Genomic DNA, 24,670 nt, shown 5'->3' with positions numbered 1-24,670 from the left:
CTTTGGTCCTCAAATATCCCGGGGGGAGTCGGCGCAGCCGACGGGGGGCAGCGCCCCCCTCCCCGATCAGCGAAAGGCGCCTCCATGGCAAAGACCGTCCGTGACTACATCCGCACCATCGTGGACTTCCCCCACGAAGGGATCCTGTTTCGCGATGTGACAACCCTCTTCGCCGATCCGCGCGGGTTTCGTATGTGCGTCGATCAGATGCTGCATCCCTACGCCGGCGAGGATATCGACATGGTCGTGGGGCTGGAAGCGCGCGGGTTCATCCTGGGCGGCGCCATCGCCCATCAGCTTGGCACCGGATTCGTGCCGGTGCGCAAGAAGGGCAAGCTGCCCGGCGCGGTGATCAGCCAGGAATACAAGCTGGAGTACGGCGAGGCGATCATGGAAATTCACGACGACGCCCTGAAGCCCGGGGCGCGGGTTCTGCTGGTGGATGACCTGCTGGCCACAGGTGGCACCGCGGCCGCGGGCATTTCCCTGCTGCGCCGCCTTGGCGCCGAGATCGTCGGCTGTGCCTTCATCGTGGATCTGCCCGAACTGGGCGGGCGCGCCGTTCTGGAAGAGCTGGGCATGGAGGTTCATGCCCTTTGCGCCTTTGACGGTGCCTGAGGCCACTGTCGGAATTCGAGTATTTTTGGCAAGAAAGAGACGGGGCGCGGTGATGTCCCGTCACCGTTCTTTCGCTGCGGACTGCCTCAGGTCCGCAGGACCGCGCCCGGGTTCATGATGCCCAGCGGGTCGAGCGCCGCCTTGATGGCGCGCATCGCGGTAAGTTTCGCCGGGTCGCCGTAACGTTCCAGGTCGGCGACCTTCAGCCGGCCCACGCCGTGTTCGGCACTGAACGAACCGTCCATTTCGGCCACGAGATCGTTCACCGCCCTGCGGATATCCTCGGCCTGGTGGGCGTGGTCGTCGCGATTGCCGCCCTTCTGCGGGAAGATGTTGTAGTGCAGGTTGCCATCGCCCAGGTGACCGAAGGCGTTGATGCGGAAGGCGCCGATCCGGGCGATGGCCTCGGCCCCGCGACGGACGAATTCGGGCACCTGCGACAACGGCAGGGCAATATCGTTCGAGACCACGGCCCCGATCCGCCGGTTGGCCGCCGGGATCGATTCGCGCACTGTCCAGAACTCATCGCGTTGGGCCAGGGAGCTGGCGATCACCCCGTCGCTGACCAGGCCCCTTTCGGCGCCGATCTCGAAGATCTTCTCAAGCAGCGCCGCCGGGTCCTGTGCCGTGCTGGTTCCGAGATCGATGAGCACCGACCAGTCGGGGATATCGGCAAAGGGCTGGCGGGCGGGCAGCCCGGCCTCTTGGAGGAAGTGCAGGCCCATGCCGCTGATCAGTTCGAAGGCCGAAACCGCGCCGCCGCTGACATCCTGTGCCACGGCCAGCAGCGACAACGCCGCCGCCGGCCCATCCGCCACCATCATCGCCGCGCCCATGCGGGCGGGGCGGGGCGACAGGCGCAGGGCGGCGGCGGTGATGACGCCCAGCGTTCCCTCGGCCCCGATCAGAAGGTGGCGCAGGTCATAGCCGGTGTTGTCTTTCCGAAGGCGCCGCGCGCCATGCAGGATCGAGCCGTCCGGCAGCACCGCCTCGACCCCGAGGCACAATTCACGCGTATTGCCATAGCGCAGCACGTTCAGCCCGCCAGCATTGGACGACAGGTTGCCGCCGATCCGGCAGGTGCCTTCGGCGGCAAGCGACAGGGGAAACAGGCGGTTCTCGGCCTCGGCTGCCGCCTGGACATCGGCCAGGATCGCGCCGGCCTCGGTGACCAGCACGTTTTCCTCGGCATAGACAGCGCGGATCGCATCCATTCGCGCCAGGGACAGAAGGATCGGCGCCGGGCCGTCTGTCATCACCTGCCCCCCCACAAGGCCCGTGCCGCCGCTGACCGGAACGATTGCGACGCGGTTCCTGACGGCAAAGCGCACCACCTCGGCCACCTGTTCGGTGGATCGGGGCAGCGCCACACAGCCCGCCTGCCCCTGCCATTTGCCGCGCGGTTCTTCCAGGTCGGCGGGTTGCGGCGGGCGCAGGGCGCCCTCGGGCAGAAGCGCGGCAAGATCGGTGGCAAGGCGGTCGGTCATCGGGTTCAGCATGGCATCACCAAACCCCAGTGGCAGGCCCGCTGCAACCGCAGAATGCGCCCCCTCATCCGACCAGGGTGCGCCCGCGCCTGTCACTGCGCAGGTTCGAGTAAAGCACATGGTTGCGCCAGCGCCCGTTGATCTGCAGATAGCTTTGCGCAACGCCTTCGTACTTGAACCCGCTGCGTTCCAGCGTCGCGCGCGAGGCTGCGTTTTCGGCCAGGCAGGCGGCCTCGACCCGGCTCAGGTCCATGACGTGGAAGGCGTGATGCACGACGCCGGCAATCGCTTCGGCCATGTAGCCCTGGCGCGCGAAAGGCTCACCGATCCAGTAGCCCAGTGTTCCGGCCATGGCGGGGCCGCGGCGGATGTTGTCAAGCGTGATGGCCCCCAGCAGCGTGCTGTCGTTGCGCCGGATCAGGAACAGCGGCAGCGCGGTGCCATTTCCAATCGAACGCTGTGCCCAGTAGACCCGGTTGGTAAAGCTCTTGCGGGTCAGATGGTCGGGCGACCATGTCGGTTCCCAGGGGATAAGGAAATCGGCGCTGGCCTGGCGCAGCGCGGACCAGGCGCGAAAATCTCCGTGCTGCGGCGCGCGCAGGCTGATCCGGTCGGTTTCGATCCGCACCCGGCGCCGCGACAGCAGCATTACGCAGCAAGCCTTGCGGTCAGCGCCTCCAGACCGGGCGCGCCGTCGACCGGACCATAAAGCGCCAGCGCGGCCTTGCCCTGTGTCACCAGCGTGCCGGCGAAATCGCGCACATCGCCCGTGGTCACGCCGTCGATGCGGGCGATGGTTTCGTCAAGGTCGGGCACCCGGCCCCAGATCGCCAGCAGCCGCGCCAGGCGTTCGGCCCGGCTTGACGGACCCTCAAGCCCCATCAGAAGCCCTGCCTTCATCTGGGCGCGTGCGCGGGCCACTTCCTCGGGCGACATGTCGGTTGCGGCGCGGGCCAGTTCGTCGATCGTCAACTCGGCCAGCTCACCGATCTGGGTGCCGCTGGTGCCGGCATAGACGGTGATCATGCCGGTATCTTCATAGGCGCCCGCCTGGGCGAAGATGGAATAGCACAGCCCGCGCTTTTCGCGCACTTCCTGGAACAGCCGCGACGACATGCCCCCGCCCAGGGCGCTGGCGTAGATCTGCGAGGTATAGAAGGCCGGATCGCGATATCCCGGCGCTTCCAGGGCAAGGGCGAAATGCACCTGTTCCAGCGCCCGGCCCTCGCGCCGCTCACCGCCCGTGAAGAGGGCGGGCGACGCCGGATCGGACGACCGCGCCTCAAGGTGGCCGAACAGCTTCTCCGCCGCCTTCACGATGGCATCGTGATCGACGGCCCCGGCCGCCGCGACGATCATCTCGCCCGGGGCATAGCGTTCGGAAACAAACCCGGACAGATCGGATTTCGAGAACCCCGAGACACGTTCAGCCGGCCCCAGGATCGAACGGCCGATGGGCTGATCGGGATAGGCCACCTCTTGCAGCCAATCAAAGACGATGTCGTCGGGGGTATCCAGCACCTGCCCGATCTCCTGGAGGATCACCCCCCGCTCGATCTCGATCTCGGCGGCGTCAAAGACCGGGTTCAGCACGATATCGGCGATTACGTCCAGCGCCAGGGGCACGTCGTTTTCCAGAACGCGGGCGTAATAGGCCGTCATCTCGCGGCTGGTATAGGCGTTTATGTAACCGCCCACGTCCTCGATCGCCTCGGCGATCTGCAGGGCGCTGCGCCGCTTCGTGCCCTTGAAGGCCATGTGTTCGAGGAAATGCGCGATGCCGTTCTGTTCGGCCCTCTCGTGTCGCCCCCCGGCATTGACCCAGACCCCGACCGAGGCCGATTTCAGCCCCGGCATGTTTTCGGTCACGATACGCAGGCCATTGGCCAGGGTGTGGATTTCGACGGTCACTGAGAGATACGCTCGCGCATAAGGGACTGGATGTCGCCCAGGGCATTGGCCACCCGGGTCATACGTTCGGGCCTGTCATAAAGATCGGCCATGCGATTGGGAAGGGGCGGACGGCTGCCCGTCGCCGACTCGACCGCATCGGGGAACTTGGCGGGATGGGCCGTGGCCAGGGTGATCATCGGGGTATCGGCGTGCAGATGCTCCTGCGCGACCTTCACGCCGACGGCCGAATGGGGGCAGAGGGTTTCGCCGGTCGCGGCGTGGATGGCGCGGATGGTTGCGGCCGTCTCGGCCTCGTCCGCGCGGCCCGAATCGTAATGTTCGCGCAGGGTTTCCAGCGCGCCCTGCGACACGTCGAACCCGCCCTCGCCCAGTTCGGCCATCAACTGGCGCACGGCCCCGCCATCGCGCCCGTAGGCCTCGAATAGTGCGCGTTCGAAATTGCTGGACACCTGGATGTCCATGGAGGGGCTGATGGTGGGCGCGACGCCTTCCTTCATGTGCCGCCCCGTCGCCAGGGTGCGGTGCAGGATGTCGTTGCGGTTGGTGGCCACCACCAGCCGGTCGATGGGCAGACCCATCTTCTTGGCGATGTAGCCTGCGAAGATATCGCCGAAATTGCCCGTCGGCACGGTAAAGCTGACGCTGCGGTGGGGCGCCCCCAGGGCCACGGCCGACGAGAAGTAATAGACCACCTGCGCCAGAACCCGCGCCCAGTTGATCGAATTCACCGCCGTCAACCCGACCGAATCGCGGAAGTCGAAATCGTTGAACATGGCCTTGACCGCCGCCTGGCAGTCATCGAAATCGCCATCCACAGCAAGGGCATGAACATTCGCCTCGGAAGGCGTGGTCATCTGGCGGCGCTGCACCTCGGAGACGCGACCGTGGGGGAACAGGATGAACACATCCACCGCATCCAGCCCCCGGAACGCCTCGATCGCGGCACTGCCGGTGTCGCCGCTGGTGGCCCCGACAATGGTGATCCGCTCGCCCTTGCGCGCCATGGCCTCCTGGAACAGCTGGCCAATCAGCTGCATGGCGAAATCCTTGAAGGCCAGGGTCGGGCCGTGGAAAAGCTCCAGCAGGAAATGCCCCGAGCCCAGTTGCACCAGGGGCGCCCGCGCCGCATGTCCGAAACCGCCATAGGCCTTGGCGATCAGATCCTGGAACACCTCGTCGGGCAGATCGACAAAGGGGCGCATGACGCGAAAGGCCACCTCTTCGTAGGGCAGCCCCGCGAGGGCCGCGATATCGCCCGCCGACATCTGCGGCACCACGCCCGGCACATAAAGCCCGCCGTCGCGCGCCAGCCCGGCCAGCATCGCATCCTCAAACCCCAGGTCAGGCGCCTGTCCGCGTGTCGAGACATAGTGCAACTGTCTTATCCTTCTGTCTTTGGGCGCCTCATACGCCAGACGAAAAACCCTGTCATCCCCGCCCATGCCAGGGCAAGCGAAAACCAGGTGATGGCATAGCCCAGATGATCGTTCGGAATGCCCTCGGCCCCCACTGGCAGGGGCATGACGGGGCCATCATCGAATCCCTGTTCACGCAGCACGATCAGCACCGGTTCGGTGTCCAGCGCCCGCGCCATCGCGCCCACCTCGCGCGCGAACCAGATGTTGCGGTCAAGGTCGGGCTCGGGGGTGAAGCCGTCGGTTTCCTCGGGCCAATGCAGGTTGCCCACCACCGTTACCGGCCCGGCATGCCCCACCGGCGCGGCCTGGTCCACCGGCACGATGCCGCGGTCCAGCATCACCCGGCGCCCCTCCGTCTCGAAAGGTGAAATGATGCGATAACCGGCGCCGACCTGCTTCTGGCTGACCAGCACCCGCAGCGCCTCGTCCTTGATGACACCGCGCGCTTGCACCGGGAGGTAACGGTCCTGCTGGGGGTCGGGGCTGGCCGGAATTGCCTGCGGCGCGGCCTCGATCCGGGCGGTGATCTCGGACAGGATGCCTTCCTTCCAGGCCAGCCGCTGCACCTGCCAGAGGCCAAGCGCCATCAGCACCGCAAAACCGACCACCCCGCACAGAACCGGAACCGCGAACCGCATGCATCCATCCCCGAAAATCCGAAGGCGCCGGAGAGTATCCCCGACGCCCCCATCTTTGGTCTTCAAATATCCTCGCCGAAGGCAGGGCTGCGCAGCAGCCCTTGATCAGCTGCCCCAGATGTAGATCGAGGCGAAGAGGAACAGCCAGACGACATCGACGAAGTGCCAGTACCAGGCCGCCGCTTCAAAGCCGACATGCTTTTCCGGGGTGAAATGCCCGGCCCGCACGCGCATGTAGCAGACGAACAGGAAGATCGTTCCGATCACCACGTGGAAGCCGTGAAACCCGGTCGCCATGAAGAAGTTGGCGCCATAGATGTTGCCCGAGAAACCAAAGGCCGCGTGGCTGTATTCATAGGCCTGGAAGATGGTGAACAGGACACCCAGGACCACGGCCAGGATCAGGCCATTGGCCATGTCCTTGCGGTTGTTCTCATGCACCAGGGCATGGTGCGCCCAGGTGGCGGCACAGCCGGAACACAGCAGGATCAGCGTGTTGATCAGCGGCAGGTGCCAGGGATCGAAGGTTTCGATGCCCGCAGGCGGCCAGACACCGTCAACAGCCGGGCTGTCGGGGCCCATGGGGTACATGGCATGCTTGAAAAAGCTCCAGAACCAAGCGGCAAAGAACATCACTTCGGACATGATGAAGAAGATGAAGCCATAGCGCAGGCCGATGCGCACCACCGGGGTGTGATCGCCGGCGTTGCTTTCGGCCACCACTTCCGACCACCAGCCGTACATGACGTAAAGCACGCCAACCAGGCCGATGGCGAACATCCAGGGCCCCATGTCCTTCATCCAGAGCACGGCGCCAAACAGCATGATGAAACCGCTCAGCGCGCCCAGCAGCGGCCAGATGGACGGGGCCAGGATGTGATAGTCGTGATTTTTCTCGTGCGCCATGGGCGTTCCCTCGTCTCGGGCCCGGTTGATCGGGCTTGTTATTCCACGCTCAGACTCGCCTGTTCTTCGGGCAGGTCGATTTCATAGAACGTGTAGGACAGTGTGATGTGTTTGACAAACTTCCCGTCGCGGTCGGTCGTGATTTCCGGGTCGACGTAGAATGTCAGGGGCATCTGCACCCGCTCACCGGGTTGAAGCACCTGTTCGGTAAAGCAGAAACAGTCGATCTTGGTGAAGAAGCCGCCCGCCTCGTAGGGGGCGACGTTGTAGGTGGCCTGCCCGGCGACCGGGCGGTCGGTGGGGTTGTAGGCCTCGTAGAAGGCAAGACCGGTTTCGCCGATCTTCAGCTCCATCTGGCGTTCGACGGGGCGGAATTCCCAGGGCATGCCCCGGTCGGTCGAGGCATCGAAGCGGATCTTGATGGTCTGGTCCAGCACCTGTTCGGCGCCCGCGCCAACGGCGGTGGTTCCGCCGAAACCGGTCACCTTGCAGAACCAGCTGTAGAACGGCACCGAGGCCCAGGCCAGCCCGCCCATGACCAGCACCACGCCAGCCGCCTGCGCAACGGTTTTCTTCTTCGGGTCCATCATTTCTCATCCTTGGCTGCAGGCACCAGTTCCGGACGTACGACGTGATCGAAGCCCTGGACGGCGCCAAGCTGTTTCACCTTCACGACCGTAAGGCCGAAGATGATCGCGACAAAGGCGACCAGCACCAGCCCGACACCGACGTTGCGTGACAGGCGCCGCTTGTGCAGTTCGTGTTCCGCCTTGATGGCCATCAGATCACCCCGAACCCGCGCAGGGCCGCATCGGCCAGCAGCGCGAGGAAATGCAGGAACAGGTAAAGCAGCGAAAACTGGAAGAAGGCCTTTTCCGTCTTGTAGGAATCACCCTCGGCCATGGTTTCGTCGCGGCGGAAGATGTCGACCGCACCCTTCACGAACCAGGCATTGGCCAGCACCGCCACCGTCAGGTACACTGGCCCACCGATCTGGGTGAAGCCCAGCCAGACTGCCAGCGGTGCCAGGATCACGGTATAGGCCAGGATATGCGCCCGGGTCACGCGCCGCCCGTGGGTCACGGTCAACATCGGAACGCCGGCGTTGTTGTAGTCTTTCTTCAGGAACAGCGCGAGCGCCCAGAAATGCGGCGGCGTCCACATGAAGATCAGGGTGAACATCAGCACGGCTTCCAGCGAAACGCTTCCGGTGGCGGCCACCCAGCCGATCATCGGCGGGAAGGCCCCCGCCGCGCCGCCGATCACGATGTTATGGGGCGTCGAGCGTTTCAGCCACATCGAATAGATCACGGCGTAAAAGAAGATGGTAAAGGCCAGCAGCGCCCCTGCCACCAGGTTGGTGGAAAGGGCCAGCATCACCACCGCCAGCCCCGAAAGGCCCAGCCCGAGGCCAAGCGCCTCTTGCGGGGTCACCTTGCCGGCCGGAATCGGGCGCTTGCGGGTGCGGTTCATCACCGCGTCGATATCGGCATCCCACCACATGTTCAAAGCACCCGAGGCCCCTGCCCCCACCGCGATGAACAGCACGGCGCAGAATCCGATCATGGGATGCACCTGCACCGGTGCCACCATCAGACCGACAAAGGCGGTGAACACGACCAGCGACATGACGCGCGGCTTCAGCAGGGCGAAGTAATCGCCGAACTGGGCCTCGTCGTCGCGGTCTATCATCGTTGCATCGGTCATGGGTCTGTCCGTTTGGTTGGGGCGGGCGATGATCGCGCCGCCCTGTCACATCGTCAGATCAGTCGGCCAGCGCGACCTGCACGCCGCCTTCAAGGCGGGGCGTGCCGGCGAATTCCTCGGTCGCGCGCTCAAGCCAGGCGTCATATTCCTCCTGGCTGACCACCTTGACGGTGATCGGCATGAAGGCGTGGTCCTTGCCGCAAAGTTCGGAACACTGACCGAAGTAGATGCCCTCCTTCTCGGCCTTGAACCAGAGTTCGGCCAAGCGGCCCGGAACGCCGTCCTGCTTCACGCCGAAGGCCGGGATCGTCCACGAATGGATCACGTCGCCGCCCGTCACCTGCACCACGACCGTCTTGTTCACCGGGATGACCATGGCGGTGTTGGTCGCCAGGCGGTATTCGTCCTGCGAATAGCCGTATTCCTCAAGCTCGTCGCGCTTCAGCATGAAGCTGTCGAAGGCAAATTCGCTGTCGGGGTATTCATAGGTCCAGTACCACTGGTAACCGGTGGCCTTGATGGTCACGTCGGCGGCCGGAATCTCCTGTTGCTTGAACAGCACGGGAAGCGAGAAGGCCCCGATGAAGATCAGGATGAGAATCGGCACGACGGTCCAGGTGATCTCGATCGGCGTGTTGTGGGTGAAGGTCGCGGGCGTCGGGTTGGACTTGCGGTTGTGGCGGATCGCCACGATCGCCAGCAGCGCCACCACGAAAAGCACGATCACCGCGCAGATCCACAGCAGCATGTCGTCCAGCCAGTGGATGTCGCGGGCCAGTTCGGTCGCCGCGGGCTGGAAATAGACGCCGCCCGGCGAAGGTTTTCCGATGATTTCAAGGCCTTCCAGGCCGTCCTGGGCCCAGGCGGCCGCGCCCATCAGGGCGGTGGTGAATCCGGCCAGAAGGCCCGCAACTCTGGTGTGAAAGCGCATAATCCGGTTCCTGCTTTGGCTGTGGGCGACGGCGCCGCCCCGTCCGGGCCGCCGCCCTGGGGCGGAATCCCGTTGTGTTCCCGCGTTCTGAAACCATATTACACGGAAATGGACAAGCCAAACCAATGTGGCATTCGGCCGCTTTTGCGTTTTATGTTGCCATCCGACAGGAGTTCCCATGTCCGACACCCCGTTCCGCCCCTTCGATACCCTGCTTGACGCCGATGCCGCGCTGGCCACCCTGCGCGGCGCCGTCGCGGGGGCCGACGATGGCGAACTCTTCCTTGAACGCAGCCGCTCCGAGGTGATCGCGTTCGATGACGGGCGTGTGCGCAATGCCAGTTACGATGCCTCGGAAGGCTTCGGACTGCGCGCCGTGCGCGGTGAAACGGCGGGCTACGCCCATTCGACCGAGATTTCCGAATCCGCCCTGACCCGGGCCGCCGAAACCGCGCGCCTTGCGGTGGGTGACGGCGGCGGAACCCTGGCGGATGCCCCCCGCGCCACCAATGCCAAGCTTTATACCGACAACGACCCGATGAGCGACGCGACCTTCCCGGTCAAGCTTGAGACCCTGCGCGAGATCGACGCCTTCGCCCGTGCGCTGGACCCGCGTGTGGTACAGGTCAGCGCAACGCTGGCCGCCTCGATCCAGGAGGTCGAGATCCTGCGCCCCGAGGGACATTCGGTGCGCGACGTGCGCCCCATGACCCGGCTGAACGTGTCGGTGATCGTCGAACAGGACGGGCGGCGCGAAGCCGGCGGCGTGGGCGGCGGCGGGCGGCTGGGCCTGACGGGGCTGATCGCGCCCGACCACTGGCAGGCCCTTGCGCGCGAGGCGTTGCGAATCGCGCTGGTCAACCTGACGGCCGAGCCTGCCCCCGCCGGGATCATGGACGTGGTGCTTGGCCCCGGCTGGCCCGGCATCCTGCTGCACGAGGCGGTGGGCCACGGCCTTGAGGGCGATTTCAACCGCAAGCAGACCAGCGCCTTCGCCGGCCTGATGGGCCAGCAGGTGGCAGCAAGGGGCGTGACCGTTCTGGACGACGGCACCATTCCCGACCGGCGCGGCAGCATCACCGTGGATGACGAAGGCACACCCTCGGCCCGCAACGTTCTGATCGAGGACGGCGTGCTGGTGGGCTACATGCAGGACAGGCAGAACGCCCGCCTGATGGGCGTTCCGGCCACCGGCAACGGGCGGCGCGAAAGCCACGCCCACACGCCCATGCCGCGAATGACGAACACCTACATGCTGGGGGGTGACGCCAGCCCGGCCGACATTCTGGCCGACCTGAAGGACGGCATCTATGCCGTGGGCTTCGGCGGCGGCCAGGTGGACATCACCAGCGGCAAATTCGTCTTTTCCTGCACCGAGGCCTACCGCGTGAAGAACGGCAAGGTGGGCGCCGCCGTCAAGGGCGCCACCCTGATCGGCGACGGCGCGACCGCCCTGCAGAAGATTCGCGGAATCGGCAACGACATGGCGCTTGATCCGGGCATGGGCAACTGCGGCAAGGCGGGTCAGTGGGTGCCGGTGGGCGTGGGCCAGCCGACGCTGTTGATTGGCGGGTTGACCGTGGGCGGCAGCGCGGCCTAGGCACGCCCTTTGGCGCGAAACCGTTCGGCCCAGGCGCGGTTTGTGGGATCCGCCAGCCGCGCGACGGGCAGCGCTACGCCCTGCGCCCCTACCCTGTCCAGCCCCAAAGACCCGAGAACATCCGCCAGCACGCCTTGCGGATCACGCGACAGCGCACCGTATGTCAGGCGCAGCGGAACGATGCCCTGCCCTTCGAACCAGCACCCCCATGCCCTGTCCTGCGCCGCAAGGTCCGCCATGTGCCAGGCGATCGCATCGCCATCGTAGTGCGGGGCGCGCCCCTCTATTGCTCCATTCGCAAGTGCGCGAAGAAGCCAAGGGAAATCCAACTCCGTAAAAGGTAGTAGGACCCGCCCATAGTCGGATCGTACAAATCGATGCCAATCGTTCTCGGGCTTTTCAAGAGCTTCTGCCAAGTCGAAGCACGCCCAAAAGTAACCTTCCCGCAAAGCAACACTCTCGGACAATGCCTTTTGCAACCTTTTGGTTGCCTCTTTGGCGACTATGCTTTCGCGGCGCTCTCCAAAGTGAAAGGCCACTGCAACACTCCATGCCCAACGAGGGATTTCTACGGTGGATTGCGGCGGAGTCTGATCGCAAGCCGTTATCACGGGATCGACGAAGTGATCATAACTTGAATGGGCTTGGTAGACGCGACTTTCTTCGGTGCGGTTCGCCCAAATTGCATCGACCAGGTCGTCCCTGACTTGGACCCTTTGCTCTGCGCCCATGGCATCCGACTTGATCGCCTGAAGCAGCGCATAGCCCAAGCCATGAACGGAACGCGGTACTTCGTTCAGCGATCTTGCAAGAGCCAGAAACTCTGCCAGTTCAATTGCTTCAGGAAAAAGATCAGGCAGCGCATTGCGCACAACCCGTTCGGGCCAATTGCCCGCCACCATGCTAGTCCCTATCTCGCGTTTCTGCTGACTGCTTCCACATCTAAGAACTGCCCAGACAGCGTATGTCCGATGGTGGTAATCCAAGCTCTCGTCGAAGGCTGCTTGAAATGCCAAATCGGCGCAATCGACCATTGGCGTCAGGTACACCAACTCGAGAAACAGCTCTCGCGTGTCGTGACCTGTATATGCTTGGTCCCATAACTCTCGCACCAGCGGCGCCAGTTCAGGCGCCGACACCCGTTTTAACTCAGCGTGCCCGACGCCGACTCTGCGCCATTCGCTGCCAGAATATCGCTCAACGAACCTGCGCAGCAGTTTCGCGCGCAGTTCGAGGCTTAGAATCGCGGGTATTCCTTGGCGGAACAGTAAGAGAGGGTTCCGCTCTTTGACTTCAGTCAGAATGTCGGGGTTCCACAACGCCAACCAAGCCACCACAGGTTCCATGCTCGGAATTATCACTCGTTCTTCGCCAATACTCGCGAACAACAGATGGTACAGGTCGCTCGTCGCAAGGCCTTGCTTACGCAATTTCTGAAGACGTTTTGCGGCCAAGAACTCCTGCGTGGATCGATGATGAAAGCGCACAGCACCGACGCCTGTGGGGTCAAACAAGGACTTGCCAATCAACTCGACCTGCTCATCGTGCGACCAATCCGGCAAGATGTCGGCGACACTGACCCCCTCTTTGTCGCCCCCAGGCGCTGCAAAGTAGATTGACCTGCGCTTCATGAGAAATAGCGCAAGCGCAATCCGCTCCGCCCCTTCCATGCCTTTTTCCACGGTTAGATCGTTACGCTTTTTGTCAGAGGTTTCGCGAAGCCGTTGGTCAATACCAAAGACCAATTGTTCTTGAAGGTTACCCAAATGTCCTTCCGCCGCCAACTGATCAAGCGCAGCCGTGATGTCCGCAGGCAATTGGTAGAGGTGCCACAGCTCTTTTTCCTCCAAGTGCTGGGCAAAGACATCAGCGTGATCTGCTGCGTAGAGACGCACAAATTCAACGATCTCATTTCTAGATAACGGCAAAAGCGCCAGAACCTTTACAGGTTCCTCCCTGCCGCCTGTCGTTTCCTCCCCATTATTTGGGGCTGGGTCGCCATCGCGCGCAATCCCCGCCGTGAAAACTTCTTCACCTGCGGGAGCTTCAGTAACCTCGGCGGCTCTTTCTCTCGGCGCAACCAAAGCGGTCACAACCTGTAAATCCAGCTCGTCATTCCAATCATTTGGTCGACATGAAACGAAGAAGCGCGCCCGGTGTGTCTGCGCACCGATAGCAGTCTGAATTTTTCGCAATGCACGCCGCAGCGTGCCCTTACGCAACTTCAACTCGTCGACGGCGTCCAAAAAGAACACTGCCTCTGCGTCAGACGTCTTTAGCCAGTCTTGAAATTCTTCCTCTTCCTCTGCGGTGATTGAGTCCAAAAACTCTCCGTCTCGAAGCAATTCAAGAGGGACAAAAAACGCAGTTTGTCCCTGCTCTTGGAGCGCTTGCTTTTGCTGTTTGAATTCATGGGTCTTGCCACACTTCCCCTCACCCAAGACGATGACACAGCGGTAAGCATAGAGGTCGCTCCAACGTAGGGAACCGTGCTCATAACTCCCCCAGATAGATAAATAGTCAGGATCACGCAGTTGCTCTTCTGATGGGGGCGCAAAACGACGTTCAAATGGGACGTGGATCATGACGCGGTCCACAAGACACGCTTGTCTTGCCCCTCCCCAAGAACAATCTGCCAATTCGCAAACTTAGCCTTTGCTTCTCCCGATGAAACCAGCCCTTCGTGCAAGGTGATTTGGACTTGACCGAACGATCTTTCTGATCTCGCCGCCACAACAAGTTTTGTGTCGGTCCTAGTCACAGAAAGCATTGGCGCTTCAGAGGAGTATTCGTCAACGAAGCTAGTCTCATCGATCTCAATTCGTACCGATGGAATAATCAGTCCACCCCAGCTTTCGTTGCCTTCGGTCTTGAAGAACATCGATTTATGCTGCCCTGAAAGAAACACCGCCGTCGGCAGGTCTTCGAGTTGGCCAACCAGCAACGTTTCCTCATACTTTGAGGTCGGCAGGATCAAGCTGAGCGGCTTTGCGGCACCGACTTTTCCGACTGTGAATTCACTTGGCGACAGCATTTCTTTCTCTCAGAATAATGGCCCGTGGGCGACAACTGGGATGATCATGAATGGCCCTGCAGTTTCGATTTTCGCATTTCCACTAATCCCAACCCTTTCGAATGTCGGTTCGGCGGCACTCGGGACAATGTACAGCTTTGGTCGGGCGATTGTCGCGGCGAGCTTCGCGTTGTTCGTCCTTGCTAAGCACCGCGGTTTCGAAACTGTGACCGCAATTGTTGCAGCGAAAGCGAGCAAGTTTAGGCATGACTAATGCCTGCTTGCTCAATAAACTGGTTCCATAAGTACTCTGCAGCTTGCTCAGGATTTAGCCGGTTAGGCTCATTTCCGAACATTGACATAGTCACAACTAGGAATTGTTCGTATTCGTCGGACGAGACGTTAAAACCGCCGTTTGCCGTATTGTCTGCTGCGTTCTCATTGAATGAAAAATAGATGTCACCCAACGCGAACCCCGCGTTTCGGCAGTGCACTGTGATATGCGCCGTTCCATGCTGCCGGCCACGATTGACAACGGTGCTGCCAAAGGAGTTTGCGCCTCGATCTACAAATCTGCCCCGCAGCCCCTCGACCGCGTCTATCTCACCAATCGCCAGCTTGAAATAGTCCTTGATCGCAGTGAACGCCGCGTCGCGATATTCACTGCGGTCGATTTCGTCGAAGTCGCGTTGAACGCGATAGCGAGGGGCGGCTTGTGGTGTTGTCGCTGGCTGTTTTTTATCAGCAGTTGAATCGAGTGCATTCGACACACCCGCATCGATTATCCGGCGAATTTCCTGTATGACATCTAGGTATGCAGTATTCGCGTTCGTCCATTCCGAGATCGGCAGACCGTCCTTCGGCACTGCTTTCAAACGTCGGAGTTGAGGCATTGCAGCCCAGTCGCATGGTTCGACGATGATTGGGACAACCCGTGCCGCGCCCGCTTCGTGCCGCTCCAAGGCTCGTTGCATCTCTCGTTCGACACAATAGTTGGACGCTATGAAGTCGGGGCTAACCATCAACAGAAAAAGCTCAGCCGCCTCTAGCTCTTCGCTGATTTCATCGTCCAATACCTCACCCGCCAAGATTTCGCGGTCGTACCATGTTTCGATCCGACCTTCCCGCTGAAGGTTCGCAAGATGAACATGCAGGCGGTCAAGTGCGTCTGCATCTCGATGGGAGTAAGAAATGAAAGCTCTCATGTGTCTGCTCGAAATGTTTGTATTTTGTTCTAATTTATCCAGGCGCGTCTAGGTCGGCAACTAAGATTTGCGAGTTACTGCCCAATTCGCAAGTGGGGTATCACTTCCCAACCAATGTCTGCTCTTGTAGAGCTGCAGTGCAGCGCGAGTTATCAAAGCCAAGGGCAGCTCAGGGCCGTTGTTACTTAACCGGTCCTGCCGCCATCCCAGCATAAAATAAGCGCTTTCCGTGCATCACCGTCCTAAAGATCTAGCGAAGCATCACGTAAGGGGGGGCGAACCGGATACTCGCGGTTTGCCCACAATCATCCGGTTCGCGGTGATTGGGTCAGTTTATGACGTAAAAGCCAATTTCGTCTGACGTCTTACAAGGAGGAAATGGCGCGCTGGGGAGGATTCGAACCCCCGACCCCTTGATTCGTAGTCAAGTACTCTATCCAACTGAGCTACCAGCGCGCGAGTGGGGCGGATGTAGCTGCCACGCGGGGGGAGTGCAAGGGGGTATCTTGTACTTTCTTGCATCCGGGCAAAATCAGTCGGCGCCATCCCCCAGATCGACCACCGAAATCGGGAGGCAAAGCACGAAGGCCGTTCCCTTTTCACTGGTCTCCAGAAGCTCCAGCTTGCCGCCGTGCCCGCGCACCAGTTCGGCCGCGATGGTCAGCCCCAGGCCCGCCCCGCCCTTGCGCACCCCGCCCTGGAAGGCGGTGAACAGGTGTTCGCGGGCACGGGCCGGCAGGCCGGGGCCGGTATCGCGTACCGTGATGCGCCATTCGGTTTCGGTTTCGCAGGCATGGATGAAGATCTCGCCGGGCTTGCCGCTGGACATGATGGCCTGGCGGGCATTGCGGATCAGGTTGCCCAGCACCCGGTACAACTGCTCGGCGTCGGCGCGCACCAAGAGGCCGGCGGGGACATCCTCGGCAAAGCTGATGTCGTGATCGCCGCAGGCCAGCCTTTCGCCATCCACCACATCGTTGACGATGGGCGCCAGTTCGACCCGCGACAGCGCGGGGGGCGGTTCGCTGGCCTTGCCGAAGGCCAGGGTCGATTCGCAGAGGTTCACCGCGCGGCTGATCGAATTCACCAGCTTGGGCGCCATCCGCTGCACCGTGGGATCGGCGCTGTTTTCCAGCCGGTCGGTGAACAGTTGCGCCGTGGTCAGAATGTTGCGCAGATCGTGGCTGACCTTGGCCACCGCGCCGCCCAGTTGCGCAAGGCGGTCCTTCTGGCGCAGCGCGCCGGTCAGCTGGGTCTGCATGGTCTGCAATGCCTCCTCCGCCTCGCGCAACTCGCGCACCCCCGCCGATGGGGTGATGATGCGCCGGGTATCCTCGGGTGCGGCGGCATAGCTGCTCATGGCGCGGACCACCCCATTGATCGGCACCACCAGCAAACGGCGCACCGCAAGGAACAGCAAAAGCGCCGTGATGATCGAGATGACCGCCGAAAGCGCCAGGATGCGCAGCCCGTATTCCAGCATCGCGGTGCGCAGGGGGCCGGTGGGCATCGTCACCTCGATCTGGATGCCGGCGTTGCGCACCGGATCGCCGATCACCCGGATCACCCGGTCTTCGGGGGTGAAGACGGCCATCAGGGCATCGCCGATCAGGCTGGCCGGCGAGGGATCGCGCAGGTCATAGGTGGCCTGGATGGGGGTCGGCAGCGGCGAGGACAGCACAAGCTGGCGCACGGAATCACGCAGCAGCACGACGTTCAGAACCTCGGCATTTTCCAGAAGCTCGGCCTCCAGCCCTTCGTCGATCATGTCGTTGGCCAGCAGCGCCAGAGATGCGATCTGCGCCCTTTCAAGGCGCGACAGAAGGTAATCCTGCCGGAACCGCGCCACCGAGGGCACGAAGATCAGGATTTCGGCCAGCATGACGAAAACCGTGGTCAGGATCAGGAACCGACCTGAAAGCGAATTCATCACGTCATCCCTCCGTGCCGCGCGTCATCTCCGGGGCCAGGGCATGCAATAGCAACAAACCGCGCTGCGAGACAGGGTGTTCTGCACCGCCGGCGCCCCCCTGCCCAGGGGCCCGGCCGCGCCGGGCCCACCGTCAGGGCAGGTATTTCTGCACCAGCCCCACGACCGTTTTCACCGTCGGGTTCTCGAACAGTCTGGGCGAGAAATAGGCCCCCGCCGCCCGCTTGTTGATTTCGCCAAGCGTTGGATAGGGCAACACGGTGCCGGCGATGGCGCTCATCTTCTGCTTGTTGGCGATGGCCATGGCCCACATCCCGATCAGCTCGCCCGCATGGGCGCCGACGATGCTGGCCCCCACCGGGCGGCCGCGCACCACCAGAACCTTGATCAGGCCCTTTGTCTTGCCCTCGGCCAAGGCGCGATCGTTCTCCTCGTAGGGGAAGCGCACGATCTCGATATTGGCGCCGTGTTCCTCGCGGGCCTGCGCCTCGCTCAGCCCGACATGGGCCAGTTCGGGGTCGGTATAGGTGGCCCAGGGAATGTGGCGCGTGCTGGCCTTGGCCCACCACAGCCCCAACACGCAAGAGCGCACGATGATGCCCGCGTGATAGCCCGCCACATGCGTGAACTGCAGACCGCCCGCGCAATCGCCCACCGCATAGACCCGCTTGTTGCTGACCGAACGCAGCCTGTCGTCCAACTTCACCGCGCGGTCGTGGGCCACGTTGCCCCGCTCAAGATCCAGCTTGTCCAGGTTCACCTTGCGCCCCACCGCCATCAGAAGATGCGTCCCCTCGTAGGTGGCACCATCGGTTTCGACCTTGATCGCCCCTTCCGTGCCGCTGACCCTCGCGGCCTGCTGGCCTTCCACGATGGTCACGCCCTCGGCGCGCAGGGTGTCCAGCACAACCGCCGCAAGCTCGGGGTCGTCCTTGCCCATGGCCTTGGCGCCCTCGATCACCGTCACCTCGCAGCCAAGCCGCCGGTGCGCCTGGGCCATCTCCATGCCGATCGGGCCGCCGCCGATGATGATCAGATGCTCGGGCCGCTCGCGCAGATCGAAGATGGTTTCGTTGGTATAGTGGGGCGTGTCCTCGATGCCCGGAATCGGCGGCACGAAGGGCCCCGAGCCTGTGGCGATCACGAACCGCCGCGCCTCGATCACCGTCTCGCCGGCCTGCACCTCGGTCGGGGAAATGAACCGCCCGTATTCGCGGATCACGGTACAGCCCAGCGATTCGAACCTTTCCTGGCTGTCGACCGGCGCGATATGGGCAATAACGCTGGCCACATGATCCTTCGCCTTGGCGAAATTCACCTCGGGGTCCACCGGGGCGACGCCGAAGGGCGCGCCGCTGCCCATGGCATGGGCGTGCTTGGCCGCCGCGATCAGCGCCTTTGACGGCACGCAGCCATAGTTCAGGCAGTCGCCCCCCATCTTGTGCCCTTCCAGGAGAACGACCTGCGCGCCCATCTGAACCGCCCCCGCCGCAACCGAAAGCCCGCCCGACCCGGCACCGATCACGCAGATGTCCGTCTTGATACGCTTCATACTATACACCTTTCTTGCCGCGGACGGCCTTCAACACGATGGGCAGCGCGGCCAGCGCGCAAAGCCCGAGAATCGGCAACAGGATATGGGGCTCGAAGATGATCCCCAGGTTCGGCGTCTCGCCCCGCGCGAAAACCTCGCCCAGCCCGGCCCCGACCGAGGTATAGACCAGCGCGCCGGGGATGATTCCGATGAAGGTGCTGACGGCAAAGCGCAAAAGCGGCACCCCCACCAGCGCCGGAACCAGATTGGCCACGAAAAAAGGCACCGCAGGCACCAGCCGGATCAGGAACAGCATCGACCACTGGTTCTCGTCGATCCCCGCCTTGATCCGTTTCACCGTGCCCTCGCCGCTTTCCATGCGCGCGGCCAACCGCTCGCCCAGGCCCCAGCGCGCCGCGAGGAAAATCGCGATGGCGCCCAGGGTGGCCCCGGTGACATTGAACAGCACGCCCGGAAAGGTGGCGAACAGGAAGCCGCCGGTCAGGGTGGCAATGGTGGCCCCCGGCAGTGAAAACGCCACGATCAGAACATAGGCGGCCACGAAGGCCCCCGCGGTCAGCGCATAGTTGGCATCGCGGAAGGCGATCAGACGCTCGCGGTTTTGCGCCAGCGTCTCGAATGACAGATAGTCGCGCAGCGTGAAGGCGCCCACCAGCGCGATCAGGGCTATGGCGATCAGGGGCAGACGGCGCAGCCAGCCCGATTTGCCCGGCGCGGGGCTAGTGTCGGGGGGGCTGTCCTGTGTCATGTCGCTCATTCCAACTCTTTCCTCTGCGTGGGCATCCTGGCGCCCGTTCCCTGCACCATAAATGCGCGACACCCGCCCTTTCGCACAGCCCGCTCACGCGGCATTGATGAAAACCGCCCCGATTGGCCTTGTTCACGAATTTCTGTAACAATCGGGGCCAACAATGTTGCAGGATTTTCCCGCCGACCCCCATTTTCCCGCCCCGGCGCCGTTGACTTGCGCCATGTTGGGCCGTAATGACCGGGCTTCGCATGATGTGCGGTCCACGAATCCGAAATGGGGTGCGGGCCGCTTAAGACGGAGAGACGCCGATGAAACGCACATTTCAACCTTCGAACCTGGTTCGCAAGCGGCGCCATGGTTTCCGCGCCCGCATGGCCACCAAGGCCGGTCGCAAGATCATCAACGCCCGCCGCGCCCAGGGCCGGAAATCGTTGAGCGCGTAATCGCGCCCGGTATGGAAACGGGACTGTCGCCGATGGATATCCCACCGGCGGCTTTGTCGTGTCCGCCCCTCACGGTTCTGAAGAAGCGCGCCGATTTCCTGCGTGCCGCCCGGGCGGGGTACAAACCCATGCCCGGTTTCGTGCTGCAGGCCCGCCGCCGCCCCCCGGGCGAGGCATCGGGCATGCGCGTCGGCTTCACATGTTCCAAGAAGGTTGGCAATGCCGTGGCCCGCAATCGCGCCAAGCGGCGGCTGCGTGAGATCGCCCGCGCAGTCCTGCCCACGCAGGGGCGCGATGGCTGGGATTACGTGCTGATCGGGCGCCGCGACGTTACTGCCGACGTGCCGCTGGACCGGATGAAAACCGATCTGGCCGCCGCCCTCGCCCATCTGCACAAATGACCCCCCTCGCCCGCCTCTTGGCGCTGCCCGTCCGCGCCTACCGCGCGGTGTTCAGCCCCTGGGTGGGTTACAACTGCCGCTATCACCCCACCTGCTCGGCCTATGCGCTTGAGGCGCTGCAGCGCCACGGCGGGCTGCGGGGGGGCTGGCTGGCCCTGCGGCGTATCCTGCGCTGCAACCCCTTCGGCGGCAGCGGCATCGACAACGTGCCTGAGGATTGACGCCCCCCTCTCTTTCTTGCCCGAAATACTCCCGCCGGAGGCGTCCCGAACCCGCGTCCGCCGCGCCCTAGCCGTTGACGCGCAACAGCCGCGCCGCCGCCATGGCCGCGCCGAACCCGTTGTCGATGTTCACCGTCACCAACCCCGGCGCGCAACTGGCCAGGGCCGAGCTGAGCGCCGCCTGCCCGCCCTGCGCCACGCCATACCCAACCGAGGTCGGCACCGCGATCACCGGTGGCCGCACAAGGCCGGAGAGCACCGAAAACAAGGCTCCCTCCATGCCCGCGACGGCGATCAGAAGGTCGAAACCGTTCAGCTCCTCGGCCCGCTCCAGCAAGCGCCAAAGCCCGGCCACTCCAAGATCGGCAAAGATCTCGGCCTCCATGCCCAGGAAACGCGCCACCTCGCCCGCCTCTTCGGCCACGGGCAGGTCCGAGGTGCCGGCGGTGACGATCCCGATTCGTCGCCCCGACTCTGCCGATGCGGGCGGGTTCAACGCTGCGGTGCGCGCCATGGCGTTGAACTGCAGCGGCAAATCCGACAAGGCGCCGGCCTGTTCATCGGTCAGCCGGGTCAGCAGCAGTGCGGCCTTCCGCGCGATGTTGGCCTCGATGATGTCGCGCAGTTGCAGGATGGTTTTCGATTCGGCCAGCACCACCTCGGGCAGGCCGGTGCGCGCCTGACGCGCCCAGTCGAACACCGTATGCGCACCGCTCATTGTGGCGCCCCGACAAAGGCGCTGCCGCGCCGATATCGGGCAACCCCCTGAAAATCGCGGCCTTCCTCACGACAGATCGCCGCGACGCGCTGGCGCAGGCCCTCGGGCAGATCGCCGTCGATCTCGACCTTCACGCCGCTTGCCGTCATCCGGCAGCGCACATTGTCGGCCCCGGTCTCCGCCCGCAGCAGCGTTTCGATCCGGTGCACGAAGGCCAGGTCCGTCGCGTCGATGGCGATTCCGGTTTCGATCCGGCTGGCCAGGCAGGGTTGGGCGGGCAAACTCGCCACATCGCCCAGTCCAAGGCCCCGCGCCAGTTCGCGCAGCGCGGTTTTCGACACCCCTGCCTCGACATAGGGGTGCACCACCCCGTGTTCCGAGGCCGCGATCAGGCCGGGGCGGTATTCGCCCAGGTCATCGGTATTGGTGCCTGCTGCGATGGCCCCTTCGGGCAGCGTTTCACGGATCCGGGCATAGAGGTTCGTCTTGCAGAAATAGCATCGGTTCAACGGGTTGTGGAGATAGGCGGGGTCGTCGAATTCGCGGGCATCCAGAACGTGCAGGTCCCAACCCTGCGCCTGCGCCATGTCGCGCACCCGCGCCGTGGCTTCGGGCGGAACGGCAGGCGAAACCGCATGGGCCACGCGCACCGGGGTCATGCTGTGGGCAAAGCTGGCCAGGGTCAGGCTGTCGACACCGCCGCTGACCGCCACGATCAGGCTGTCGTGTTTGGCCAGCGCCTTGCGCAACCGTTCGGAAACCTCAGACATCGGCCAGCCCCGCCTTGCGCCGTTCGGCCAGGGTGGGCAGCGGTGCAAGATCGTCGGCCTCGACCTTTACCGTGTCGCCCGTGGGGCGGTGGGCGATCTTGGCGCGCCGCCCGGCGATTTCGGTCGGCGTGCGCGCCGCAATCAGCCGCCGCGCCTGCCCGATCCGCACGCCCAGCGTGGTCGTCTGGGCCAGGCAAGCCCGTGCCACGGCATCGGCGCTGTCGGGGCACACCAGCAGGCGCAGGGCAAAGCGCATGCGCCCTTTCTTTGCATATTCAACGCCATAGCCCGCATCCACCACGCCCGGAACCGCGCGCAGGTGATCCAGCGCATGGGCAATTTCCTCGGGCGTCATGTCGTCGATTTCGAAGGCCAGTTCGCAGATACTGTCGGCCTGGGGCGCGGTTTCGAAGTGCAGAAGGCGGCAGATGTTGGCGATTCCCGGCAGATCGCGCTGCCCCGCGCCGGTGCCGGTTTGCGCCAGCGTTGCCTGCCCCGGCACACCGGTTTCGGGGGCAAGATGGCGCAGGATGGCGGCACCGGTCGGGGTCACCCGCTCGCCGGCGATGCCATCGTCAACCACGGCAAAGCCGCGCAGCAGATGGGCTGTGGCCGGTGCGGGAACCGGGATCGGCCCGTGCTGGGTGCGCACGTTGCCCCGCCCCAAGGGCAAGGGGGCAACCGACCAGCCCGTGGCCCCGGAGGTTTCGATCAGCGAGGCGGCAGCCGTGATGTCGGCCAGCGAATCCCAATCCGCGATTTCGTGGAAATGCACGCTTTCGATATCGATGCCGTGGCAGGCCGCCTCGGCCTCGGCCAGCAGTGCAAAGATCGCGATGGCCCGGGCCTTGACCGGCGCGCGCAGGTTCGAACCTTGCAGGAAAGCGCGGATATCACGCCAATGCGACGTCGGCGGCGCGTCGGAGGATTGCGTAAAGCTCACCTGAAGTGCGGCAAAACCCGCCTTGCGCACCTGCCCCAGGTTCAGCGTGACGTGGTCCAGGATGCCCGCATCGCCCAGATCCCGGCGCAGCGCGGCCTCGGCCCCGGGCAGAAGCGACAGCATCGCGCTGGCGAACATGTCGCCCGAAATCCCGCCAAGGGGGGCGATATGGATATGTCCGCTCATTCTGCGGCCAGGGGCGCACGGGCCAGCGGCACGACATAGGGCCCTTCGGGAATCACCGCCACGTCGGGGCTGTCGTGGCGGGCCATGGATTGCGCGATGGCAGCGGTGATGTCGGTGATCCGCTCGACCCCTGTTACCGCCGTGTCCTCTTCGGGCAATCCACCGGAATAGAGAAGAACCCGGCCGGCGCGCATGGGTTTCAGCTGCATCTCGGTCTGCCATTCATCGACATCGGCCAGGCTTTTGGCCAGCAACGATTTCAGAAAGGCATCGGCCCCCATGGCCACCAGGCGTTCCTGCGCGGCGCGGAAATGGGGTGAACCCACGCCTTCGGCGCAATGCGACACGACGATCAGCGTGCCGCCGGGTTCAAGAATATCCAGCGGCGTGACCATGCCCTTCACCGTCTGGTAATAGGTCTGATCCAGAGGATACCCGGCAGCCGAGGTGACCACGGTGGAAAACCGTCGGCCCACCGGAATTTCGGTGTAATCCCGCACGAAGGCCACGGCCGCCAGGTGGCTTTCGATGATCTCGCCAAAGCTGGCGAAGACCAGGTTGCGCTTGTCGTCGATCACCGTGTTCAAGGCATAGACCTCGCCCAGCATCCGCACGATCTCAAGCTGTTCCTCGTGCAGGGGGTTTTCGACAAGGTTGCATTCCCGCGCGGCCGGGTCTTCCATGAAGCGGGCGGAATGGAAGGTGCGGATGGTTTCGTGCCCCGCCACGCCGGGCGCCACCACCTTGCGCCCACCCGAATAGCCGGCCATGAAATGCGGCTCGACCAGGCCGGTGGCGATGCGCAGGTCGGCCTCGGCAAAGCGGCGGTCGATCTTGACCGGAACGCCCCGCCCACGGGTCACACCCAGATCGACATGGTCCTCGTCACGCAGGGCGAAGTGGTTGACGACGCTGACGTTTTCCAGAACCCAGGGGTCACCCACCAGTTCTGCCATCTCGTCGCCCTCGTTGGGGCGGTGCAGGCCCGTGGCGATCAGCACGGTGATGTTTTCGGCGGCGATGCCTTCGGCCATCATCGTTTCGATCATCGGGCGCAGGAACAGGTGATTGGGCACCGGGCGCGTGATGTCGCAGATCAGGATGCAGGCCGAACGCCGCCCACTGCAAAGCTCGGCCAGGGCGGGCGAGCCAAGCGGCGCGGCCAGGGCATCGGCAATCTGGCGTTCGGGCGCGGCCACCTTCGGAAAGGGCGGCTTGTCGATGACATGGGCCTTGGCCCCCTCGGGCAGGGTGACCGTCAGGCCGGTGCGCCCGTAAAGCAGGTTCAGATCCATCCCTTGTCCTCCTTGGGGCG

General features: G+C 63.7%; 25 protein-coding genes and 1 tRNA gene. 5 read left to right on the top strand and 21 right to left on the bottom strand.

Annotated features, from left to right (window positions below; translation table 11 throughout):
* Positions 1–84: 84 nt before the first annotated feature.
* Positions 85–618, top strand: a complete 534-nt coding sequence (locus H7828_RS15385) for an adenine phosphoribosyltransferase (RefSeq protein ID WP_226781940.1) — start codon at positions 85–87, stop codon at positions 616–618.
* Positions 619–704: 86 nt separating this feature from the next.
* On the opposite strand, the gene H7828_RS15380 is transcribed toward H7828_RS15385, so the two are convergent.
* From H7828_RS15380 to coxB, 10 genes are all read right to left on the bottom strand, one after another.
* Positions 705–2,117, bottom strand: coding sequence for an FAD-binding oxidoreductase (locus H7828_RS15380; RefSeq protein ID WP_226781939.1), 1,413 nt, complete (start codon positions 2,115–2,117; stop codon positions 705–707).
* 52 nt (positions 2,118–2,169) lie between these two features.
* Complete coding sequence (locus tag H7828_RS15375; protein ID WP_226781938.1) at positions 2,170–2,754, bottom strand: GNAT family N-acetyltransferase; 585 nt, start codon at positions 2,752–2,754, stop codon at positions 2,170–2,172.
* A complete protein-coding gene (locus H7828_RS15370) occupies positions 2,754–4,016 on the bottom strand; it encodes a M16 family metallopeptidase (RefSeq protein WP_226781937.1) in 1,263 nt (420 codons plus the stop codon). The genes H7828_RS15375 and H7828_RS15370 overlap by 1 nt, the downstream gene beginning before the upstream one ends.
* Entirely contained in the window at positions 4,013–5,395 is a 1,383-nt protein-coding gene (gene thrC, locus H7828_RS15365) for a threonine synthase (RefSeq protein ID WP_226781936.1), read from the bottom strand. Before thrC ends, H7828_RS15370 begins: the two co-directional genes overlap by 4 nt.
* 5 nt (positions 5,396–5,400) lie before the next feature.
* Complete coding sequence (locus H7828_RS15360; protein WP_226781935.1) at positions 5,401–6,075, bottom strand: SURF1 family protein; 675 nt, start codon at positions 6,073–6,075, stop codon at positions 5,401–5,403.
* A 105-nt stretch (positions 6,076–6,180) separates the two neighbouring features.
* Positions 6,181–6,981, bottom strand: coding sequence for a cytochrome c oxidase subunit 3 (locus H7828_RS15355; protein WP_226781934.1), 801 nt, complete (start codon positions 6,979–6,981; stop codon positions 6,181–6,183).
* 38 nt (positions 6,982–7,019) lie between these two features.
* Positions 7,020–7,571 carry a cytochrome c oxidase assembly protein gene (locus H7828_RS15350; RefSeq protein ID WP_226781933.1) on the bottom strand — a complete coding sequence of 184 codons (552 nt, stop codon included), beginning with the start codon at positions 7,569–7,571 and terminating at the stop codon, positions 7,020–7,022.
* The gene (locus tag H7828_RS15345) at positions 7,568–7,762 is read right to left on the bottom strand and encodes a hypothetical protein (RefSeq protein WP_226781932.1); all 195 of its coding nucleotides are present in this window, start codon (positions 7,760–7,762) and stop codon (positions 7,568–7,570) included. Before H7828_RS15345 ends, H7828_RS15350 begins: the two co-directional genes overlap by 4 nt.
* Positions 7,762–8,688, bottom strand: coding sequence for a heme o synthase (cyoE, locus tag H7828_RS15340; RefSeq protein ID WP_226781931.1), 927 nt, complete (start codon positions 8,686–8,688; stop codon positions 7,762–7,764). Before cyoE ends, H7828_RS15345 begins: the two co-directional genes overlap by 1 nt.
* A gap of 58 nt (positions 8,689–8,746) precedes the next feature.
* On the bottom strand, positions 8,747–9,619 hold the full coding sequence (coxB, locus tag H7828_RS15335; protein ID WP_425354950.1) for a cytochrome c oxidase subunit II: 873 nt from the start codon (positions 9,617–9,619) through the stop codon (positions 8,747–8,749).
* Positions 9,620–9,797: 178 nt separating this feature from the next.
* Between coxB and tldD the strand changes: the two genes are divergently transcribed.
* Positions 9,798–11,219 (top strand): metalloprotease TldD, encoded by a 1,422-nt coding sequence (tldD, locus tag H7828_RS15330; protein ID WP_226781930.1) that lies wholly within the window; start codon positions 9,798–9,800, stop codon positions 11,217–11,219.
* Here tldD and H7828_RS15325 read toward each other — a convergent pair.
* The 7 genes from H7828_RS15325 to H7828_RS15295 all read right to left on the bottom strand — a co-directional run bounded on the left by H7828_RS15325 (position 11,216) and on the right by H7828_RS15295 (position 19,670).
* The gene (locus tag H7828_RS15325) at positions 11,216–13,804 is read right to left on the bottom strand and encodes a Stf0 family sulfotransferase (protein WP_226781929.1); all 2,589 of its coding nucleotides are present in this window, start codon (positions 13,802–13,804) and stop codon (positions 11,216–11,218) included. The two genes, tldD and H7828_RS15325, sit on opposite strands and share 4 nt — an antisense overlap.
* Complete coding sequence (locus H7828_RS15320) at positions 13,801–14,253, bottom strand: hypothetical protein (protein WP_226781928.1); 453 nt, start codon at positions 14,251–14,253, stop codon at positions 13,801–13,803. Before H7828_RS15320 ends, H7828_RS15325 begins: the two co-directional genes overlap by 4 nt.
* Before the next feature lie 239 nt (positions 14,254–14,492).
* The gene (locus H7828_RS15315) at positions 14,493–15,437 is read right to left on the bottom strand and encodes a toll/interleukin-1 receptor domain-containing protein (RefSeq protein ID WP_226781927.1); all 945 of its coding nucleotides are present in this window, start codon (positions 15,435–15,437) and stop codon (positions 14,493–14,495) included.
* A 379-nt stretch (positions 15,438–15,816) separates the two neighbouring features.
* Positions 15,817–15,893, bottom strand: a tRNA-Arg gene (locus tag H7828_RS15310).
* A 76-nt stretch (positions 15,894–15,969) separates the two neighbouring features.
* On the bottom strand, positions 15,970–17,370 hold the full coding sequence (locus H7828_RS15305) for a sensor histidine kinase (protein ID WP_226781926.1): 1,401 nt from the start codon (positions 17,368–17,370) through the stop codon (positions 15,970–15,972).
* Between the two features lie 130 nt (positions 17,371–17,500).
* Positions 17,501–18,919, bottom strand: coding sequence for a dihydrolipoyl dehydrogenase family protein (locus H7828_RS15300; protein ID WP_226781925.1), 1,419 nt, complete (start codon positions 18,917–18,919; stop codon positions 17,501–17,503).
* Position 18,920: 1 nt separating this feature from the next.
* The gene (locus H7828_RS15295; RefSeq protein ID WP_226781969.1) at positions 18,921–19,670 is read right to left on the bottom strand and encodes a TVP38/TMEM64 family protein; all 750 of its coding nucleotides are present in this window, start codon (positions 19,668–19,670) and stop codon (positions 18,921–18,923) included.
* A 311-nt stretch (positions 19,671–19,981) separates the two neighbouring features.
* On the opposite strand from H7828_RS15295, the gene rpmH reads away from it, so the two are divergent.
* From rpmH to yidD, 3 genes are read left to right on the top strand one after another with little or no spacing between them, the layout of a single operon-like run.
* Positions 19,982–20,116, top strand: a complete 135-nt coding sequence (rpmH, locus tag H7828_RS15290; protein ID WP_007118882.1) for a 50S ribosomal protein L34 — start codon at positions 19,982–19,984, stop codon at positions 20,114–20,116.
* Positions 20,117–20,148: 32 nt separating this feature from the next.
* Entirely contained in the window at positions 20,149–20,517 is a 369-nt protein-coding gene (gene rnpA / locus H7828_RS15285; RefSeq protein ID WP_226781924.1) for a ribonuclease P protein component, read from the top strand.
* Entirely contained in the window at positions 20,514–20,738 is a 225-nt protein-coding gene (yidD, locus tag H7828_RS15280; protein ID WP_226781923.1) for a membrane protein insertion efficiency factor YidD, read from the top strand. Before rnpA ends, yidD begins: the two co-directional genes overlap by 4 nt.
* A 67-nt stretch (positions 20,739–20,805) precedes the next feature.
* Here yidD and larB read toward each other — a convergent pair whose 3' ends face one another.
* The 4 genes from larB to H7828_RS15260 are packed head-to-tail and all read right to left on the bottom strand — an operon-like array spanning position 20,806 to position 24,650.
* Positions 20,806–21,456 (bottom strand): nickel pincer cofactor biosynthesis protein LarB, encoded by a 651-nt coding sequence (gene larB / locus H7828_RS15275; RefSeq protein ID WP_226781922.1) that lies wholly within the window; start codon positions 21,454–21,456, stop codon positions 20,806–20,808.
* The gene (gene larE / locus H7828_RS15270) at positions 21,453–22,226 is read right to left on the bottom strand and encodes an ATP-dependent sacrificial sulfur transferase LarE (RefSeq protein WP_226781921.1); all 774 of its coding nucleotides are present in this window, start codon (positions 22,224–22,226) and stop codon (positions 21,453–21,455) included. The genes larB and larE overlap by 4 nt, the downstream gene beginning before the upstream one ends.
* A complete protein-coding gene (gene larC / locus H7828_RS15265) occupies positions 22,219–23,355 on the bottom strand; it encodes a nickel pincer cofactor biosynthesis protein LarC (protein ID WP_226781920.1) in 1,137 nt (378 codons plus the stop codon). Before larC ends, larE begins: the two co-directional genes overlap by 8 nt.
* On the bottom strand, positions 23,352–24,650 hold the full coding sequence (locus H7828_RS15260) for a nickel-dependent lactate racemase family protein (RefSeq protein ID WP_226781919.1): 1,299 nt from the start codon (positions 24,648–24,650) through the stop codon (positions 23,352–23,354). Before H7828_RS15260 ends, larC begins: the two co-directional genes overlap by 4 nt.
* Between the last annotated feature and the right edge of the window lie 20 nt (positions 24,651–24,670).

The sequence above is a fragment of the Oceaniglobus trochenteri genome (genome assembly GCF_020529025.1).
In the GTDB taxonomy this organism is placed as follows: domain Bacteria; phylum Pseudomonadota; class Alphaproteobacteria; order Rhodobacterales; family Rhodobacteraceae; genus Oceaniglobus; species Oceaniglobus trochenteri.
The sequence above is the reverse complement of the archived record's forward strand: the minus strand, read 5'-3'. Positions and strand labels throughout refer to the sequence as shown.

Excerpts from the sequence above, each read along its gene's own strand:
- H7828_RS15385 (WP_226781940.1), top strand. The coding sequence starts at position 85 with ATGGCAAAGACCGTCCGTGACTACATCCGCACCATCGTGGACTTCCCC.
- H7828_RS15380 (WP_226781939.1), bottom strand. The coding sequence starts at position 2,117 with ATGCTGAACCCGATGACCGACCGCCTTGCCACCGATCTTGCCGCGCTT.
- H7828_RS15375 (WP_226781938.1), bottom strand. The coding sequence starts at position 2,754 with ATGCTGCTGTCGCGGCGCCGGGTGCGGATCGAAACCGACCGGATCAGC.
- H7828_RS15360 (WP_226781935.1), bottom strand. The coding sequence starts at position 6,075 with ATGCGGTTCGCGGTTCCGGTTCTGTGCGGGGTGGTCGGTTTTGCGGTG.
- H7828_RS15355 (WP_226781934.1), bottom strand. The coding sequence starts at position 6,981 with ATGGCGCACGAGAAAAATCACGACTATCACATCCTGGCCCCGTCCATC.
- H7828_RS15350 (WP_226781933.1), bottom strand. The coding sequence starts at position 7,571 with ATGATGGACCCGAAGAAGAAAACCGTTGCGCAGGCGGCTGGCGTGGTG.
- H7828_RS15345 (WP_226781932.1), bottom strand. The coding sequence starts at position 7,762 with ATGGCCATCAAGGCGGAACACGAACTGCACAAGCGGCGCCTGTCACGC.
- cyoE (WP_226781931.1), bottom strand. The coding sequence starts at position 8,688 with ATGACCGATGCAACGATGATAGACCGCGACGACGAGGCCCAGTTCGGC.
- coxB (WP_425354950.1), bottom strand. The coding sequence starts at position 9,619 with ATGCGCTTTCACACCAGAGTTGCGGGCCTTCTGGCCGGATTCACCACC.
- tldD (WP_226781930.1), top strand. The coding sequence starts at position 9,798 with ATGTCCGACACCCCGTTCCGCCCCTTCGATACCCTGCTTGACGCCGAT.
- H7828_RS15325 (WP_226781929.1), bottom strand. The coding sequence starts at position 13,804 with ATGATCCACGTCCCATTTGAACGTCGTTTTGCGCCCCCATCAGAAGAG.
- H7828_RS15320 (WP_226781928.1), bottom strand. The coding sequence starts at position 14,253 with ATGCTGTCGCCAAGTGAATTCACAGTCGGAAAAGTCGGTGCCGCAAAG.
- H7828_RS15315 (WP_226781927.1), bottom strand. The coding sequence starts at position 15,437 with ATGAGAGCTTTCATTTCTTACTCCCATCGAGATGCAGACGCACTTGAC.
- H7828_RS15300 (WP_226781925.1), bottom strand. The coding sequence starts at position 18,919 with ATGAAGCGTATCAAGACGGACATCTGCGTGATCGGTGCCGGGTCGGGC.
- H7828_RS15295 (WP_226781969.1), bottom strand. The coding sequence starts at position 19,670 with ATGACACAGGACAGCCCCCCCGACACTAGCCCCGCGCCGGGCAAATCG.
- rpmH (WP_007118882.1), top strand. The coding sequence starts at position 19,982 with ATGAAACGCACATTTCAACCTTCGAACCTGGTTCGCAAGCGGCGCCAT.
- rnpA (WP_226781924.1), top strand. The coding sequence starts at position 20,149 with ATGGATATCCCACCGGCGGCTTTGTCGTGTCCGCCCCTCACGGTTCTG.
- yidD (WP_226781923.1), top strand. The coding sequence starts at position 20,514 with ATGACCCCCCTCGCCCGCCTCTTGGCGCTGCCCGTCCGCGCCTACCGC.
- larB (WP_226781922.1), bottom strand. The coding sequence starts at position 21,456 with ATGAGCGGTGCGCATACGGTGTTCGACTGGGCGCGTCAGGCGCGCACC.
- larE (WP_226781921.1), bottom strand. The coding sequence starts at position 22,226 with ATGTCTGAGGTTTCCGAACGGTTGCGCAAGGCGCTGGCCAAACACGAC.
- larC (WP_226781920.1), bottom strand. The coding sequence starts at position 23,355 with ATGAGCGGACATATCCATATCGCCCCCCTTGGCGGGATTTCGGGCGAC.
- H7828_RS15260 (WP_226781919.1), bottom strand. The coding sequence starts at position 24,650 with ATGGATCTGAACCTGCTTTACGGGCGCACCGGCCTGACGGTCACCCTG.